This is a genomic window from Pseudomonas wayambapalatensis, from assembly GCF_049942315.1.
Lineage (GTDB): Bacteria > Pseudomonadota > Gammaproteobacteria > Pseudomonadales > Pseudomonadaceae > Aquipseudomonas > Aquipseudomonas wayambapalatensis.
The window spans coordinates 29961-45218 of sequence record NZ_JBNFMU010000122.1; the positions used below are offsets into that span (position 1 = coordinate 29961).

General features: G+C 59.9%; 14 protein-coding genes. 2 read left to right on the forward strand and 12 right to left on the reverse strand.

From position 1 onward, the window contains the following. Positions 1-138: 138 nt before the first annotated feature. On the forward strand, positions 139-1101 hold the full coding sequence (locus ACPZMI_RS06625; protein WP_186710179.1) for a zinc-binding dehydrogenase: 963 nt from the start codon (positions 139-141) through the stop codon (positions 1099-1101). 63 nt (positions 1102-1164) lie between these two features. On the opposite strand, the gene ACPZMI_RS06630 is transcribed toward ACPZMI_RS06625, so the two are convergent. The 6 genes from ACPZMI_RS06630 to ACPZMI_RS06655 all read right to left on the reverse strand — a co-directional run bounded on the left by ACPZMI_RS06630 (position 1165) and on the right by ACPZMI_RS06655 (position 6467). Beyond that, on the reverse strand, positions 1165-1818 hold the full coding sequence (locus tag ACPZMI_RS06630) for an HAD family hydrolase (RefSeq protein ID WP_426351907.1): 654 nt from the start codon (positions 1816-1818) through the stop codon (positions 1165-1167). A gap of 13 nt (positions 1819-1831) precedes the next feature. After that, the gene (locus ACPZMI_RS06635; RefSeq protein WP_288377372.1) at positions 1832-2821 is read right to left on the reverse strand and encodes an ABC transporter ATP-binding protein; all 990 of its coding nucleotides are present in this window, start codon (positions 2819-2821) and stop codon (positions 1832-1834) included. Further along, positions 2821-3615, reverse strand: coding sequence for an ABC transporter permease (locus ACPZMI_RS06640; protein ID WP_426351908.1), 795 nt, complete (start codon positions 3613-3615; stop codon positions 2821-2823). The genes ACPZMI_RS06635 and ACPZMI_RS06640 overlap by 1 nt, the downstream gene beginning before the upstream one ends. Beyond that, positions 3605-4444: an ABC transporter permease subunit gene (locus ACPZMI_RS06645; RefSeq protein ID WP_186710177.1), complete on the reverse strand. Its 840-nt coding sequence runs from the start codon at positions 4442-4444 to the stop codon at positions 3605-3607. Before ACPZMI_RS06645 ends, ACPZMI_RS06640 begins: the two co-directional genes overlap by 11 nt. Beyond that, on the reverse strand, positions 4441-5247 hold the full coding sequence (locus ACPZMI_RS06650; RefSeq protein WP_125931639.1) for an alkaline phosphatase family protein: 807 nt from the start codon (positions 5245-5247) through the stop codon (positions 4441-4443). Before ACPZMI_RS06650 ends, ACPZMI_RS06645 begins: the two co-directional genes overlap by 4 nt. A 155-nt stretch (positions 5248-5402) precedes the next feature. Beyond that, positions 5403-6467 (reverse strand): ABC transporter substrate-binding protein, encoded by a 1065-nt coding sequence (locus ACPZMI_RS06655; RefSeq protein ID WP_288377363.1) that lies wholly within the window; start codon positions 6465-6467, stop codon positions 5403-5405. A gap of 346 nt (positions 6468-6813) precedes the next feature. Here ACPZMI_RS06655 and ACPZMI_RS06660 point away from each other — a divergent pair, with 346 nt between their 5' ends. Continuing rightward, a complete protein-coding gene (locus ACPZMI_RS06660; RefSeq protein ID WP_426351909.1) occupies positions 6814-7527 on the forward strand; it encodes a UTRA domain-containing protein in 714 nt (237 codons plus the stop codon). A gap of 36 nt (positions 7528-7563) precedes the next feature. Here the strand turns inward: ACPZMI_RS06660 and ACPZMI_RS06665 are convergent, their stop codons facing one another. The 6 genes from ACPZMI_RS06665 to ACPZMI_RS06690 all read right to left on the reverse strand — a co-directional run bounded on the left by ACPZMI_RS06665 (position 7564) and on the right by ACPZMI_RS06690 (position 15057). Next, complete coding sequence (locus ACPZMI_RS06665; RefSeq protein WP_426351910.1) at positions 7564-8739, reverse strand: MFS transporter; 1176 nt, start codon at positions 8737-8739, stop codon at positions 7564-7566. Beyond that, positions 8736-9656 carry a diiron oxygenase gene (locus tag ACPZMI_RS06670; protein ID WP_426351911.1) on the reverse strand — a complete coding sequence of 307 codons (921 nt, stop codon included), beginning with the start codon at positions 9654-9656 and terminating at the stop codon, positions 8736-8738. Before ACPZMI_RS06670 ends, ACPZMI_RS06665 begins: the two co-directional genes overlap by 4 nt. A gap of 24 nt (positions 9657-9680) precedes the next feature. Beyond that, a complete protein-coding gene (locus tag ACPZMI_RS06675; protein WP_426351912.1) occupies positions 9681-10727 on the reverse strand; it encodes a SagB family peptide dehydrogenase in 1047 nt (348 codons plus the stop codon). Between the two features lie 530 nt (positions 10728-11257). Continuing rightward, positions 11258-13414 carry a mechanosensitive ion channel family protein gene (locus ACPZMI_RS06680; RefSeq protein WP_426351913.1) on the reverse strand — a complete coding sequence of 719 codons (2157 nt, stop codon included), beginning with the start codon at positions 13412-13414 and terminating at the stop codon, positions 11258-11260. A 48-nt stretch (positions 13415-13462) separates the two neighbouring features. Then, a complete protein-coding gene (locus ACPZMI_RS06685; RefSeq protein WP_172964816.1) occupies positions 13463-13627 on the reverse strand; it encodes a hypothetical protein in 165 nt (54 codons plus the stop codon). A gap of 140 nt (positions 13628-13767) precedes the next feature. Next, complete coding sequence (locus tag ACPZMI_RS06690; protein ID WP_054895571.1) at positions 13768-15057, reverse strand: M18 family aminopeptidase; 1290 nt, start codon at positions 15055-15057, stop codon at positions 13768-13770. Positions 15058-15258: the final 201 nt, after the last annotated feature.

Consider the following 15258-nt stretch of genomic DNA (forward strand, 5'->3'; position numbering starts at 1 on the left):
GATTCGACGTGGGGGCAATTGATCACGCATAGTAGGCCGTCTTTTCCGTACGCCGGTTCCATGAAACCGGCTGAATACTGCAAAAAACCCGGGACATGGTGATCCCGGGCTCAGTCATGACTCAACTATGGAGGCACTGTGAAGGCATTGCAAGGCGTTGACGGACATGTAGCCTGGGTCGAAGCCGAACGTCCGGTGTGCGACGCGGGGCAGGTACGCATTCGAGTGGCTGCGGCCGGGTTGAACCGCGCCGACCTGTTGCAGATGAAGGGTTTGTACCCGCCGCCACCCGGCGCCAGCCCTTATATGGGGCTGGAGTGCGCCGGGGTGATCGAGGAGGTGGGTGCGGGGGCAGATTGGCGTGTGGGCGATCGGGTCTGCGCGCTGTTGGCCAGTGGTGCCATGGCCGAGGAAGTGGTCGTGGATGCCCGCCATGTGCTGCCGGTGCCCGAGGGCCTGAGCCTGCACGAGGCAGCCGCGCTGCCCGAGGTGTACGCCACGGCCTGGCTGAATATCTTCCAGCTCGGGGCGGCCAAGGCGGGTGAGAAGGTGCTGGTGCACGCCGGTGCCAGTGGTGTGGGCTCTGCGGCCATCCAGTTGGGCAAGGCGTTTGGTTGCCCGGTATGGGTCAGCGTCGGTTCCCAGGAGCGCCTGGACTACTGCAAGGCACTGGGTGCCGCAGGAGGTGTGGTGCGTAACGAGAACCTCGACGCGCTCAAGGGGTTCGGGCCGTTCGATGTGATCCTCGACCCGGTAGGTGCGAGCTATGGCCCGCTCAACCTGGAGCTGCTGGCCCGCGACGGCCGCTGGGTGATCATCGGCCTGATGAGCGGGCGCAAGTTCGAAGTGGACCTGGCGCTGGTGCTGGGCAAGCGCCTGGAGATCACCGGTTCCACCCTGCGCAATCGTGACGATGGCTTCAAGGCCGAGTTGCTGCGCGACCTGCAGCAGCAGGTGTGGCCGCTGTTCGCCGAAGGGCGGTTGTCGCCACAGTTGGTCGATACCTATCCGGTCGAGTTCGCCCAGGCGGCGTATGCCGAGCTTGAGAGCAACCAGGTGTCCGGCAAGCTGGTGATGGTGATCGACGCTGGCTTGACCTAAGCGGCCCCGGCCTCTTCGCGGGCAAGTCGGGGCGCGAAGAGGCCGGCACAGCGGCGATGGAACTCAGGACCAGCTCAATACAGGCCAGCCATTGGTCTGGGCATGTTCACGCAGCACCGGGTCCGGATTAACGGCAAACGGATGGTCCACTTTCAGTAACAGCGGCAGATCGTTCCGTGAGTCGGAATAGAAGCTCGCGCCTTCGAGGTTTTCCTGTTCCTGGTCCAGCCACTCCAGCAAGCGGGTAATCTTGCCCTCGCGGTAGGTCAGTACGCCGTGGGTCTTGCCGGTGTACACGCCGTTGACCGCCTCCAGTTCGATGGCCAGGTACTCGTCGACCCCCAGGCGTGCAGCGATCGGCCCGACAAGGTGCATGCCGGAGGCGGAAATGATAAGGATACGGTCGCCCTTCTTGCGGTGTTCGGCGATGCATCGGCAGGCATCGCCATAGATGATCGGCTCGATCACATCCTCCACCCAGGGCTCGACCAGGTGTTCGACTTCCTCCAGCGTGCGCCCGGCGATGGGCTCCAGGCTGAAGGCCATGTAGTCCTCCATCTGCAGGTGGCCCTTGCCGTATGCATCCATCAGTTCCTGGTCGCGACGCAGGAATTCCTTGCCGTCCACCCAGCCCAGCCGGGCCATCTGTTCGCTCCACAGCGACGCGCAGTCACCGTGGATCAGGGTTTCGTCCAGATCGAAAATCGCCAGTGCCATTGCTTGAATCTCCTTAAGCCACTTCCCGTAGCGCGGTGGGATCGATCGACAGCGACACCCGCTGTCCGTCGGCGTACAGATCGGCAGACGAGCGATTGAGCACATCCACCACCACCTCCACGCCGCGCGCCTCGACCCGGTAGCGGATCACGTTGCCGAGCAGGCTGTGACTGCGGATCTGGCCGTCCAGTTCACCGTCCAGGCCCAGGCTGATGGACTCGGGACGGATCGCCAGGCGTGCGCTGACCGGGCGCTGCAGCAGGCGGCTGGCGCTGTCGGCGTCGAGCAGGTTGTAGTTGCCGATGAAACCGGCGGCGAACAGGTCGACAGGTGCGGTGTAGAGGGTTTCGGCGTCGCCGCTCTGGACGATGCGCCCCTGGTTCATCAGGACGATGCGGTCCGACATGGTCAGCGCCTCTTCCTGGTCGTGGGTGACGAAGATGGTGGTCAGCCCCAGCTCGCGCTGGATCGCACGGATCTGCTCGCGCAGGTGTTTGCGGATACGCGCATCCAGCGCCGACAGCGGCTCGTCGAGCAGCAGCAGGCGCGGGCGGGTGACCAGCGAACGGGCCAGCGCCACGCGTTGGCACTGTCCGCCCGACAACTGGTGCGGGTAGCGTCCGGCAAAACTGCCCAGCTCCACCAACTCCAGGGCCTCGCGCACACGCGCCTGGCTCTCCTCGGCCTTGACCTTCTGCATGCGCAGGCCAAAGGCGACGTTCTGTTCAACGGTCATGTTGGGGAACAGCGCATAGCTCTGGAACACCATGCCGATCCCGCGCTTCTGCGGGCTGAGTGGCACGATGTCCTGGCCGTCGAGCAGGATGTGGCCACTGTCTACGGGGGTCAGCCCGGCGATGCAGCGCAGCAGGGTGGACTTGCCGCACCCCGAGGGGCCGAGCAGGGTGACGAACTCGCCGCGTTCGATGTTGCAGTCGATGTTTTCGAAGACCGGGCTGCCGGCGTAGCTCTTTTGCAGTTTCTGGACACTGACGAAGCTCATCAGGATTTATCCTTGTTCAGGCGGTTGGCGACCCAGGTCAGTAACAGCACGAAGGCGAAATAAGAGATCACCAGCGCGCTGTTGAAGTGGCCGCTGCTGTTGCGCATGTTGTTCAGGTAGACCTGCAGGGTTTCGTAACGGGTGCCGACCAGCAGGTTGGCGAACACGAATTCGCCGAACAGGAAGGAAAACGACAGCAGCAACGCCACCATCAGGCCCTTGCGCAGATTGGGCAGCACCACCAGAAGGGCGGCTTGCCAGGTGCTGGCGCCGAGTAGTTGCGCGGCGTCCATCAGGTCGCGCAGGTTGATCGCCTGCAGGTTGTTGGTGATCGCCCGGTACATGAAGGGCAGGGCGATGGTGAAATAGCAGCCGATCAGGATCCACGGCGTCCCGACCATGGCCATCGGCCCGCTGCCGTACAACTGCAGCAGCCCCACCGAAGACACCACCGGCGGCACCGCGAAGGGCAGCAGGATGAGGATGTTCATCAGCGCGTCGAGCTTGGGGAAGTGGTAATGCACCACGAACAGCAGCGGCAGGATCAGCACCACCGACAGTACCAAAGCTCCCACGCAGACGATCAGCGACTGGCCGAAGGCGGCGAGAAATCGCGGCTCGCTCCACAGTTGCACGTACCACTTGAGGGTCAGGCCGCTGGGCAGCAGGCTCGCCGACCAACTGGTAGCCAATGAGTAGAGCAGGGTGCCGGCCAGGGGCAACAGCAGGATCAGGAACAGCAGGTACACCACGGCGCGGTGATACCAGCCGCCCTTGTGTGATTCAGCGCGCATGGTAGCTCCTTTTCAGCAGCCATTGATGGACCACCGTCACCAGGGTCATCAGCCCCACCAGCACCATGGCCAGCGCGCTGCCCAGGTTCGGGTCGAGGGTGATGTCGCCGGCCACCAGGGCGGCGATACGGATTGGCAGCACGTTGAAGTTGCCGGTGGTCAGGGCATAGACGGTGGCGTAGGCGCCCAGGGCGTTGGCCAGCAGGATGACGAAGGTGCCCAGCAGTGCCGGGGTCAGCACCGGCAGGCCGATGTGCCGCCAGAACTGCCAGTGGCTGGCACCGAGCAGCGCGGCGGATTCGCGCCAGTCTTCGCGCAGGGCGTCGAAGGCCGGGTAGAGCAGCAGCACGCCCAGCGGAATCTGGAAGTAGGTGTAGACGATGATCAGGCCAGTCTTGGAGTAGATACTGAAGTCGCCGAGCAGGCCGATCTCCTTGAGCGCCAGCGTGAGCGCGCCGTTGAAGCCCAGCAGGATGATGAAGGCGAAGGCCAGGGGCACGCCGGCGAAGTTGCTGGTCATGTTGGCGAAGGCACTGACGAAGTCGCGCAGGCGCGAATCGACCTGGCGCAGCGAATAGGCGCCGAGGGTGGCGATGACGATGCCGAACAGGCTCGACCAGAAGCTGATCTCGAGGCTGCGCTCGATGGCCTGCAGGTAGAACTTCGAGGCGAAGATCTTGCTGAAGTTTTCCAGGCCCCAGCCACTTTCGTTTTGCAGGCTGGCGATGGCGACCCAGACCAGCGGGGCGATCTGGAAGATGATGAAGAAAATGGCGAAGGGCAGCAGGCAGAGCAGGGCCAGGTGACGGCCGCGGTGGCTGGAATTCACTTGAGCAACTCCCGGCAGACCGGTTTGTCGTGGGCCGCGCCGAGCAGTTCGCAGATCGTGCCGCACAGCTCGGTCTGCAGGGGCTTGGCGGCGGGGTCGAGGCTGAAGGCGTCGCCGAAGACGAACAGCGGCACCTCGCGTTCCTCGGCCAGCAGGCCATTGTGCGAGCGGTCGTTGTTCATGCCGTGGTCGGCGGTGACCAGTACCTGGTAGCCCTCTTCGAGCCACAGTGGCAGGTAGTCGGCCAGCAGGATGTCGGCGCTGCGTGCGGCGTTGCGGTACTGGCTGCTGTCCAGGCCGTGGCGGTGGCCGGCATCGTCGATGTTCATCGGGTGCACCAGCAGGAAGTTCGGTGCATGACGGCGGCGCAGGTACTCGGCGTCGGCCAGCAGGTGCGAATCGGGGTAGTGATCGGCGTAGTAAAACAGCCCGTGCTGGATCGGCAGCTTGGGCGCGTGGGTATGGCGGTCGCGGATCGGATCGAAGGGCGAGCGGTTGTACAGTTCGCTCATCCAGTGGTAGGCCGCAGCTGCAGTGCCCAGCCCGGCTTCGCGGGCGTAGTGGAAGACGCTGCGCTGGTTGGACAGGCGATTGACGTTGTTGTGCACGATACCGCTGTCGATCGGCGCGACGCCGGTGAGAATGCACTCGTACAGCGGGCGTGACAGTGACGGCAGTTCGCATTCCACGCGGTACAGCGCGGCGCGGTCGGCCTCGACGTAGGCGTGCAGGTGGCCCATGGCGTGGTGTGCGACCTGGTGGTTGAGTCCGTCGAGCAGGACCAGGATGACGTTGTGTTGCATGTTGGCTCCGCAGAGGAATAGGTCGGTACCGCGTCGTCCTTTTCGCGGGTAAACCCGCTCCCACAGGTATCGCGCAGGCCTGGAAGCTTGTGCTGCACCTGTGGGAGCGGGTTTACCCGTGAAAGGGCCGTGTCAGGCGCTGGAAAACCCCGCCGTCACTCCATCTCGATGATCACCTGCTCCTGCCACTTCTGCGGCAGGGCCTTGGAGGTCTTCTCCCAGGCGTCGGCGTTCTTGATCGGCTGGGCGGCCTGGTACTGCTCGTTGGGCAGCAGCTTGGCCTGCACATCGGCTGGCAGCTTCAGGTGCTCGGCGCGGATCGGGCGGGCGTGGCCGATGGCCAGGTTGGTCTGGCCGGCGTCGCTGAAGATGTATTCGCGGGCAAGCTTGGCGGCGTTCGGGTGCTTGGCGTATTTGTTGATGATGGTGGTGTAGCCGGAAATCACCGAGCCATCGGACGGGATCAGCACTTCGAAGCGCTTTGGATCGATCTGCTCGCGGTAGCTCAGGCCGTTGAAGTCCCAGACCACGCCGACTTCCACTTCACCTTTCTCGAGGGTCTGGATGGTCGGGTTGGCCAGCGACAGGCGCTTCTGCTGGGCCAGCTTGGTGAACAGTTGCAGGCCCGGCTCGATATTGCTTTCGTCGCCCTTGTAGGCGATGGCGGCGGCCAGTACACCGTTGGCAGCCTGGGCTGCGGTGCCGACGTCACCGATGGCGACCTTGTACTTGCCTTTTTCCAGGTCGTGCCAGGTCTTCGGGCGTTCGTCTTCCTTGACCAGCTCCTTGTTGATGATGAAGGCGATGGTGCCGGTATAGGCCAGCGCCCAGTGACCGTCCTTGTCCTTGGCCCACTCCGGCACTTGGTCCCAAGTGCTCGGCTTGTAGGGCTGGGTCACGCCCTTGTTCACGGCGATCGGGCCGAAGGCGGCGCCGACGTCACCGATGTCGGCACTGGCGTTGTCTTTTTCAGCGTCGAACTTGGCGATTTCCTGGGCCGAGCTCATGTCGGTGTCGCTGTGCTTGAGGCCGTACTTCTTGGCCAGGTCATCCCAGGTGCCTTTCCAGTTGGCCCAGGCATCCGGCATGCCCACGCTGTTGACCGTGCCCTCCTTGCGGGCGGCGTCTTCCAGGGCCTTGAGGTCGGTATCGGCGGCCATGGCCGTGGTGCACAGGGCGATGGCCGAGCCCAGCAGTGACGCCATGAAGAACTTTTTCATCCGAAGCTCCTTTGGTGGGTGCCTTGCAATCGTTGTTATGAACGCTGTTGTGAATGCTGTGGTGCAGACCTTGCCGAGAACCTTTGGTCTAGGTCAGCAAACCTTGGGCCAAGGTAGGCCTGTTGCATGACAGTTTGATGTAGGACAGGCCCGTCAGCGGGGAGGCTTGGGCCCTGAAAGCAAAGCGTAGACTAGAACCCGGCCCTTTATTCACGCGGCTTGGCCCGATTCTGGCAACCGTGGTGCAAGGGCTTTGTCACAGGATCTTCATCAGCCGTGCCTAGGCTTGCTCTATTCTCCAGTTGCCCTGTTATGGGGCTGGACTAGTCCAGATAGGTAACCTTTGATGCAATCGACCCCACCGCGGGCGGTAACAGCCATCTGCCATGCGCTGCAGGAACAGATCGAACATGGCCTGCTGGCGCCGGGCGGCAAGCTGCCGGCCGAGCGCAAGCTGAGCGAGGTATTCGACACTACCCGGATCACCTTGCGTGAGGCGCTGGTGCAGCTCGAGGCCCAGGGCCTGATCTACCGCGAAGAGCGCCGCGGCTGGTTCGTCGCCCCCGAACGCCTGACCTACGACCTGATCGAGCGCAGCCACTTCCATGCGATGGTGCGCGACCAGGGGCGGGTTCCGAGCACCGAGCTGCTCTCGGCGCGCTTGCTGCCGGCTTCCGCAGTGATCTGTGCGCGCCTGCGGCTGCCGGCGTTGTCGAGTGTGGTACAGATCTGCCGTTTGCGGCGCATCGATGGGCGCGGTGTGTTGTATGCCGAGCACTACCTCAACCCACGCTATTTCCCGGGGATCCTGGCGCTGGACCTGGCACAGTCGCTGACCGAGATCTATGCCCGCGAATATGGCATCCGCTACGGGCAGGTGTGCTTCGAGATCCTGCCGACTGCGTTGCCGGTGGCGGCGGCCATGGCGCTTAGGGTGTCGGCGGGGAGCCCGGGGTTGCACATTACCCGGGTCAACAGTGACCAGCATGGGCACCTGATCGACTGCGACCTGGAGTATTGGCGGCACGATGCGATTCGTATCCAGGCGCAGGCGGGGTAGGTAGATCTAACCGTACGGTCGGTTGTCTCGCGAAAGCTAGGGTCTGTCTGAACGGGGTAGTAGGGTGAGCAGTGCCCAGCCCAAGAGGCCTGAAAGGATGAAAAGCACAGGCAGGGTCAGCAGGCTGTCTGTAGCCGCGATCAAAGCGCTGACGGTGCCTCCAGAAGTGAACAGCAGCGTATTGTTTAAGGATGCTGCAGCTCCCGCGCAATGTGGGTGTCTGCCCAGTGCCTTAGTCGTCGCTGACGGGCGAATGATGGTGACGCCCATCGTGCAGACGATCATGGGTAGCAAGACACTCGCAACTGATGGTTCTGCCACAAGACCCCAGATGCACGAGGCGATACCGGAGAAACCGATGAGCGTGAAACCTACGCCGATCTGTTTTCTTGGACTGATACGTTCATTGAGCCAGTGAGCTACCACGCCTCCGAGAACATAAGAAAATCCATAACCGGTAAATATAAGGCCGAACGTATTAGCGGACAGACCTAGGCGGTCCATGAATAATAACGGAGCGCTGACGATGAATGAAAAGTGGCAGGCAAAGGCCAGGCATGAAAATGCCGTAAATTTAAAAAAAGCTGAATCCTTTAGCAGCGCTCTTTGGTTTGAAAGGAAAACTTCTGGTTTAAGAGAAGTCGGGAGGTCTTTCAGGGATTTGATAGTGATGAGCCCGCAGCAGATGCTGAGTATGGCAAACACGATGAAGCTTCCCTGCCAGTTGAAGTGTTCTTGGAGAATACTGCCGGCGAGGGGAGACAGAGAAATAAACACGCCACTTGCACCGGTCAGGAGAATGCGCATGCTGTTGCGTCGTTGTTCTGTGTACAAGTCTTGCACCAAAGCGTGGCTTAGCACGAAGCAACCACACCCCAGTGCTTGTATTAAGCGAAATGTTATGAAAGCTTCAAAACTGGATGAAAGCAGGCATCCTACTGCTCCTAGGGTGGCAACCGAGAGTCCACTCAACAAGAGCCGCTTTCGGCCAATGGCATCGGATAAAGGACCTATGATGATTTGTGAAATACCCACGCCAATGGCAAAAATACTCACGGAGTAAGCAACGCTATTTGTTTCAACCTGAAACGAAGATGCGATCGCAGGGAAAGAGGGCAGAATGACGTCTAGGGGAAAGACTCCCAGAAGGCACATGAGCAGGAGCAGAAATAGTCTAAGGGTGTTGTTTAGCTGCGCAGAAATGACGCTCATTCGAGCAGTCCTCCGACTCGAAGCGCCTCGAGATAGTAACGGTTTTCCAGTAGATCAGTCCGACGTATGGCTTTCATCGTTAAGGTAGTCGTTTTTATTATTCGGGATTTCCAGTTTTTTGGTTGGGCGGGAAGTGATTTTTTAACGGTAAGAAAATGCTCGGGGGCCAGGGTTCGTATAAGTGCGGTATTCGGTTGAAAAAAAGCATGGATGATGCTTATTAGGGCAGTGACAGCAAAGCTCTTTTCATTGGTTGAAAGCTGGCGCCAGAGGTTTACAAAAGCATCGGCAAAGAAAATAGCGTGTTTTGCTTCATCCAGTAGATGATCTTGGAACATATGGAATATAGGTGCTGTCAGGTCATCCTGGGATAGCCAGGAAAGCTCGCGAACTATAATTGTTTCAGACACAAAGGCGATCAAGAAAAGCACAAGGTCTGAGTGCTTGCCGGAATGATTATGGCAGATTCTGTCGAGTTGCTTTAGCCTGAGTGAGCGCCGTTTCGGTATGGCAAAATATTGCAAGATTTGATCGGACAGTTCTTTTGAAAATAGCGCGTGGTATCCCTCATCTGTGTAGAGTTTTAATGCGGATAAGCGATCTTGCGCGCTAAAGAAACGTGCCAGCGAACCGACTGTGATACAGGAAACTGCACGATTGACATACATTATTTCCAAGTCAGTTGTATAGTCCAGAAAGTGCAAAAGGTAGCCGATATGGATTTTGAGTCGAGCATGTGCTGGCAGACTGTCCGTCAAAGGTTTCGTCAGTTCTGGAATGAGAGCGCTAGGAAACCAGCGCTCAGGTTTGGTTTCTTTTGTATCTTCACTAGTCAGCATATATTTATAAGGGCGTGAGCGGACTGAGCTCGTTTTGTCCCAGGTAGAAAAGTGGCGAGCAGTGTCGTTGTTTTTCATGGGTCTGATTTATTAGGCCGAATTTTATTGTGCGAGCATTGTTTTAAGAGAGCTAGGCGTTGCGCTTCCTTTTGCGTGACCACAGCCTACGAAAAATAATACCTGTTCGCCTGGGGAGTTAAGCTGCAATAAAGGGTCGATGACGTCCTCGCACAAAGCGCCTGTCGGCCATGTATCCAGATTCAGCGCTGTTGCTACGAGTTGTAGGGTTTGAGCGACATGCCCTATTTCTAATAAAGCAATTCGATAGGCGCGCGAGTGTTCGTATTTCCACCACAGTTTATCGAGGCGAGAAGTCAGAAATATCCCGGCAGAAATGCTGTCTGAAAAATGCTGGCCGGAAAGCATTTTGCCTAAGGATGGAAGCTCAGTGGATACTAGATGTAAACAGTGATCAAGTGGGTCGTAATAGTAAAGGCCTGGATCGAGATCATCGACACGCCTGATGTAAACATAAGCCTCTGTTGAGTTCAGCCCGCCCCCCGATGGGCTGCTGCGTCGTTTGCGAAGGGCGTCAGGTAAATTGCTTGAGTCTGGAAGCTCTCGCTCGTCGATGAATCCTATGGAGTATTCTAAAATTCGCGTCAGGTCTTCTAACTGCACTGGAAGGTCGAGAAAGTCTCTAGAGGTTGAACGTTTTTTGAGCAATGCTTCGAACGGGGTTGAGTCGGTATGGCGTAACAGCTGTATTGTTTTCAGTGCGTTGAGATTTTTACGTTGGGCGGGCAGTGGTTTGCTCCAGACGCTTTCGCAGTGCTCAAGATAGAGCGCGGCCCAATCAGCTTCATTTTTAGGTTGTATGCCCAGCGGAATATTTTTTGTACCGAAGTGGAAAATTCGGGAAAGCATATCCCAACCCCAGGTTTTATCATCAGTGGGGTAGTGATTTAATATGTCGCATCTGAGAAGATCTTGATCCAGTGGGTTGTCATTTTGGAGTGCGTCTTGGTTATAGATCAAGTCTATAAGTCGGTGCGCATGAGCATAGGAGAGCTCGTATTGTTTGTGATTTTTATAGTTCCAGCAAATAAGGTTCTTGTTTATAATTATGAAAAAGCAGTCGTCATTCATGGGTTGAAAGTTCCTGAGGTTGAGCTGGGCGCAGGCCGGCACTGCGCCCAGCGTTCAACGTAATGGCTTATTGGGCTTTACGCACCAGGTGAGCCATGTTTGCCAGGTTGTGAGACTCCAGTTTTACTTCTTTCATTTTTATTCTCCAGTAATGTCGCGTCATTGCGACACTTTTCATATTAGCTAGAGATAAAAGATGTACAAGCTTTCGGTGCGCATGAAAAATCATCTAGCGATGTAGGAATTTTCACTGTTCTCTGCGACTACTGGTTCTTGAGTGGTGGGGCTGATTTATACATTCACATATATATCAGTTCATTATTGGTCTGCGAATTGGGTCAATAGTTACACTTCCGGTCGTCTGATTGACTGTGGCCCGGAATATTGGCGCCCAGATGCGATTTGCACCTGGGCGCAGGAGGGGGATGTTGGGTTCTGAGGCTGCTTTGCAGCCCATCGCAGCACAAGGCCAGGTCTGCAAGGGGGCGCACGTTTGTTTGGGAGCGGTCTTTAGCGCGAAGCTACCCTGATCATTTTGTTGCTGCGCTGCCCTCAGCCATCGCCCCACCCCCTGCCGTCACCACCTGCACCGACAACCGTGGCGTAGCCAGGTCCAGCCCGGCTTCGTCGAGCTGGCGTTTCAATGCCAGGTTGAAGGCCCGCGACACCTCCCACTGCTTGATCGGCGCGGTCTTGAAGCGTGCCCGCAGGATCGCCGAGCCCGACTCGAAACTCTCCACCCCCTGCAGCTCCAGCGGCGACCAGATGTTGCGGCGCATCAGCGGATCATTGCGCAGCTTCTGTCCCACCTCGCGAATCAGGCTGATCGCCTTGTCGATGCTCATGCTGTGCGGGATGGCGACTCGGAAGATCGCATAGCCGAATTCACGCGAGTAGTTCTTGATGCTCTTGATCTCGCTGAACGGGATGGTGTGGACGATGCCGTCGATGTCGCGCAGGCGCACGGTGCGAATGGTCAGGCCCTCGACCGTGCCCAGGTGGCCGCCGACGTCGACATAGTCGTCGATGGCAAGGCTATCCTCGATGATGATGAACAAGCCGGTGATCAGATCGGCCACCAGCGATTGCGCACCGAAGCCGATAGCCAGGCCGATGACACCGGCACCGGCCAGCAGCGGTGTGACGTTCATGCCCATGTTGGCCAGGGCGACGATCACCGCGATGATGAAAATCGCCACGAACAGTACGTTGCGGATCAGCGGCATCATGGTCTGCGCGCGGGCGTTGGCCAGGCCTCGGCGCGAACGCACCAGTGCGTGGTGCACGGCGGTGTCGGCCAGGATCCACACCAGCCAGGCGGCGATCAGGGTGCCTGCCAGGCCCAGCAGGCGCACGCTGACATCATGGCCGTCGCCCTCGGCAAAACCGATCATCGAAAGCCCCCACACGCGCAGGCCCAGCTCGATGAACAGCAACCAGATGCCTAGGTGCACCAGGGCGTAGCCAAAGTTCTTCAGGCGTTCGGTATACACCGCCTGACGTTTGTTGGCGCGCCGAGGTTTGGCGGCGTGGCGGCGCACCAGGCCGTTGAGCACCATGCACACCACCACCAGCACGGTGCACATCAGTGACTGACGCAGGGCGGTGCTGGTGTCGCCGGCAGAGACGAAGGTGGCGAACAGCGAGATCGCCACCAGGATCAAGGCCGGGACGAACCAGAAACTGCCAAGCAGCTCGATGGTGTCGCTGAGTGTGCGCCGGGTCAGGCGTCGCGACAGGGGCTGATTGCGGATCAGGTGCGCAATCGGCCGCCTGAAACGCAGGATGAACAGGCCGGTGCACAGGGCCGCCAGCACGTTGGTCACGGTCGCTATCGCATGGGCCAGGTGTGTGCCCAGTGCAGTGGTCAGGCGTGGATCGCTCATCGCTTCACCGAAGGCGGCGAAGCTGCCGATCAGCCATAACGGACGAAACGCCTGGTGCCGCAGGATATGCAGGGCACGGTGGCGATGTGGGCCGTCGAGCAGAGAGAAGGCAATCACGCAGATCGCCGAAAAGCAGGTGCCGACCACCAGCGCATAGGCCAGGACCATGGCCAGGGATTTGCCCAGCGACGGTGGCAGGGCGAAGCTCAGGTACACGGTGAATACCAGCGCCACCAGCCAGGGCCCGAGCTTGCGCAGGGCGAATCGCACCAGATCCCAGGTCCGTGGGTGTTGGGGCAGTTCCTCGGTCAGCCCGAAGCGGATCCGTACCCGATGGCCGATCCAGTTGAAGGCGTAGGCCAACAGGCTCCACACGGCAATGACCGCAGCGAAGCCGAACAGGATCGCTGGCCACTGGTGCACGGGCACGACCAATGCTGCCAGTTCGGTCTGGGCCTGGTCGATTTCCTGCGACCAGCGCACGAAGGGGCTGGCATCGCCGCTAAACTGCTTTTCCAGGTCGTGCATGGCGTTGCCGATCAGCCCCAGTACGCCCTGTTCCACCGTGGGTTGCGACTGTTTGCTGGCATCGCGCAGTTTCTTCAGGTCGGCCAGCAACTTGGCCCGTTGCTGGTCGTTTTCCAGGCTCTTGATCACCTCGTCCAGTGACTTGTCCAGCGGCTCGGTGGCCTGGGGTTGGGCAGGCGCGCTGCTACCCAGCAAGCCGGGCAGGCCAGCGGCTTGCACCGGAGCGATGAACAGGAAGAGCAGCAGGGTCAGGCAACGGAGAAAGGCGGGCACCGGAAAATCTACCTCAGGTCGATCGATTGCCGGAGTGTAGAGGATTTCTCAGGCGAGTTTCTCAAGGATCTTCCAGCACATGATGCCAAAGATGCCGAGGGTGCCGATCCACATCATCAGCACGCCGGCATTGCGCTCGCGCAGGCTGAAGCCGATGGTCAGCAGCATCAGGAAAAGGAACACCGGCACGAACAGGGAGAGGAAGGGTGACATGAACAGAATCCTTCTGTTGTCAGGGGCATGCTTGAAGCATAGCGCGTTGAGGGGCGGAGAATTCGCGGGTAAGCCCGCTCCTGCAGGAACGGTGATGCACCTGTGGGAGCGGGTTTACCCGCGAAAAGGCCTATCTGATATCAGGGCAGTTCGCGGCTGCGATAGAACGCCGTCAGCACCTTCACCAGGTGCGCCAGGTCCTGGCTGCCGCACAGCTCGCGGATCGAGTGCATGGCGAAGGTCGGCAGGCCGATGTCGACGGTACGCACGCCCAGGTGGCTGGCGGTGATCGGGCCGATGGTCGAACCACAACCCATGTCGCTACGCACCACGAAGCTCTGTACAGGTACTTCCTCGGCCATGCACAGGTGGCGGAAATAGCCGGCGGTTTCGCTGTTGGTGGCGTAGCGCTGGTTGTTGTTGACCTTGATTACCGGGCCGGAGTTGAGCTTGGGCCCATGATTGCCGTCATGCTTGTCGGCGTAGTTGGGGTGCACGCCGTGGGCGTTGTCGGCCGACACCAGCAACGAGCGCTGGATGGTGCGCACGTATTCGTCGCCATCGGGCAGCAGGCGTTGCAGGGTCTGCTCGAGCATCGGGCCGTCGGCGCCACAGGCCGAGCAGGAGCCGACCTCTTCGTGATCGGTGCATACCAGCACGCAGGTTTCGTCGCTCTCGGCGGCCAGTAGCGCCTGCAGCCCGGCATAGCACGACAGCAGGTTGTCCAGGCGCGCGCCTGCGATGAAGTCGCCATGCAGGCCGATGACCGCAGCGCTCTGGGTGTCGTAGAAACTCAGCTCATAGTCCAGCACCACGTCGGCGATCAGGCCGTGCTCGCGGGCCAGTTGTTCGGTGAGCAGGGCGCGGAAGTCGACACGCTCATCGCCGGCGACCTGGGCCAGGATGGGCGGCAGCTCGTTCTGCGGGTTGATCGGCCAGCCCTCGTTGGCGGTACGGTTGAGGTGGATGGCCAGGTTGGGAATGATGGCGATCGGCAGCTTGAAGTCGACCAGTTGGCTCTCGACCTTGCCATCGCGGCGGAAGGTGACGCGGCCAGCCAGCGACAGGTCGCGGTCGAACCAGGGGGCGAGCAGGGCACCGCCATAGACTTCGACGCCCAGTTGCAGGAAGCCCTGGCGCTGCAGTTCGGGCTGCGGCTTGACCCGCAGGCACGGGCTGTCGGTGTGCGCGCCGACCATGCGGATTCCGCCGATCAGGGGCGAATGCTTGCCCAGGCGAATGGCGATGATCGAAGAGTCGTTACGGGTGACGTAGTAGCGCCCGCCGGGCACGGTGGCCCAGCTGTCACGCTCGTCCAGACGCTGGTAACCGGCGGCTTCGAGGCGCTTGGCCAGGCTGGCGGTGGCGTGGAAGGGCGTCGGGGAGGCCTTGAGGAAATCGATCAGGCCGGTATTCAGTGCTTCGCGCATAGCTCACTCCAGACAGCAGTGGCGCGAGTTTAGCGTAAATGGTCCGGGATTTGTGCGGGCCTCTTCGCGGGCAAGCCCGCTCCCACAGGGTTGGTGGTGACCCTGTCGGAGCGGGCTTGCCCGCGAAGAGGCCCGCACAAATCCCGGACCATTTACGCTAAACTCGCGCCACTGCTGTCTGGAGTGAGCTATGCGCGAAGC

Coding starts and splice junctions, on each gene's coding strand:
- ACPZMI_RS06630 (WP_426351907.1), bottom strand. CDS start 1,818: ATGGCACTGGCGATTTTCGATCTGGACGAAACCCTGATCCACGGTGAC.
- ACPZMI_RS06635 (WP_288377372.1), bottom strand. CDS start 2,821: ATGAGCTTCGTCAGTGTCCAGAAACTGCAAAAGAGCTACGCCGGCAGC.
- ACPZMI_RS06640 (WP_426351908.1), bottom strand. CDS start 3,615: ATGCGCGCTGAATCACACAAGGGCGGCTGGTATCACCGCGCCGTGGTG.
- ACPZMI_RS06650 (WP_125931639.1), bottom strand. CDS start 5,247: ATGCAACACAACGTCATCCTGGTCCTGCTCGACGGACTCAACCACCAG.
- ACPZMI_RS06655 (WP_288377363.1), bottom strand. CDS start 6,467: ATGAAAAAGTTCTTCATGGCGTCACTGCTGGGCTCGGCCATCGCCCTG.
- ACPZMI_RS06660 (WP_426351909.1), top strand. CDS start 6,814: ATGCAATCGACCCCACCGCGGGCGGTAACAGCCATCTGCCATGCGCTG.
- ACPZMI_RS06665 (WP_426351910.1), bottom strand. CDS start 8,739: ATGAGCGTCATTTCTGCGCAGCTAAACAACACCCTTAGACTATTTCTG.
- ACPZMI_RS06670 (WP_426351911.1), bottom strand. CDS start 9,656: ATGAAAAACAACGACACTGCTCGCCACTTTTCTACCTGGGACAAAACG.
- ACPZMI_RS06675 (WP_426351912.1), bottom strand. CDS start 10,727: ATGAATGACGACTGCTTTTTCATAATTATAAACAAGAACCTTATTTGC.
- ACPZMI_RS06685 (WP_172964816.1), bottom strand. CDS start 13,627: ATGTCACCCTTCCTCTCCCTGTTCGTGCCGGTGTTCCTTTTCCTGATG.
- ACPZMI_RS06690 (WP_054895571.1), bottom strand. CDS start 15,057: ATGCGCGAAGCACTGAATACCGGCCTGATCGATTTCCTCAAGGCCTCC.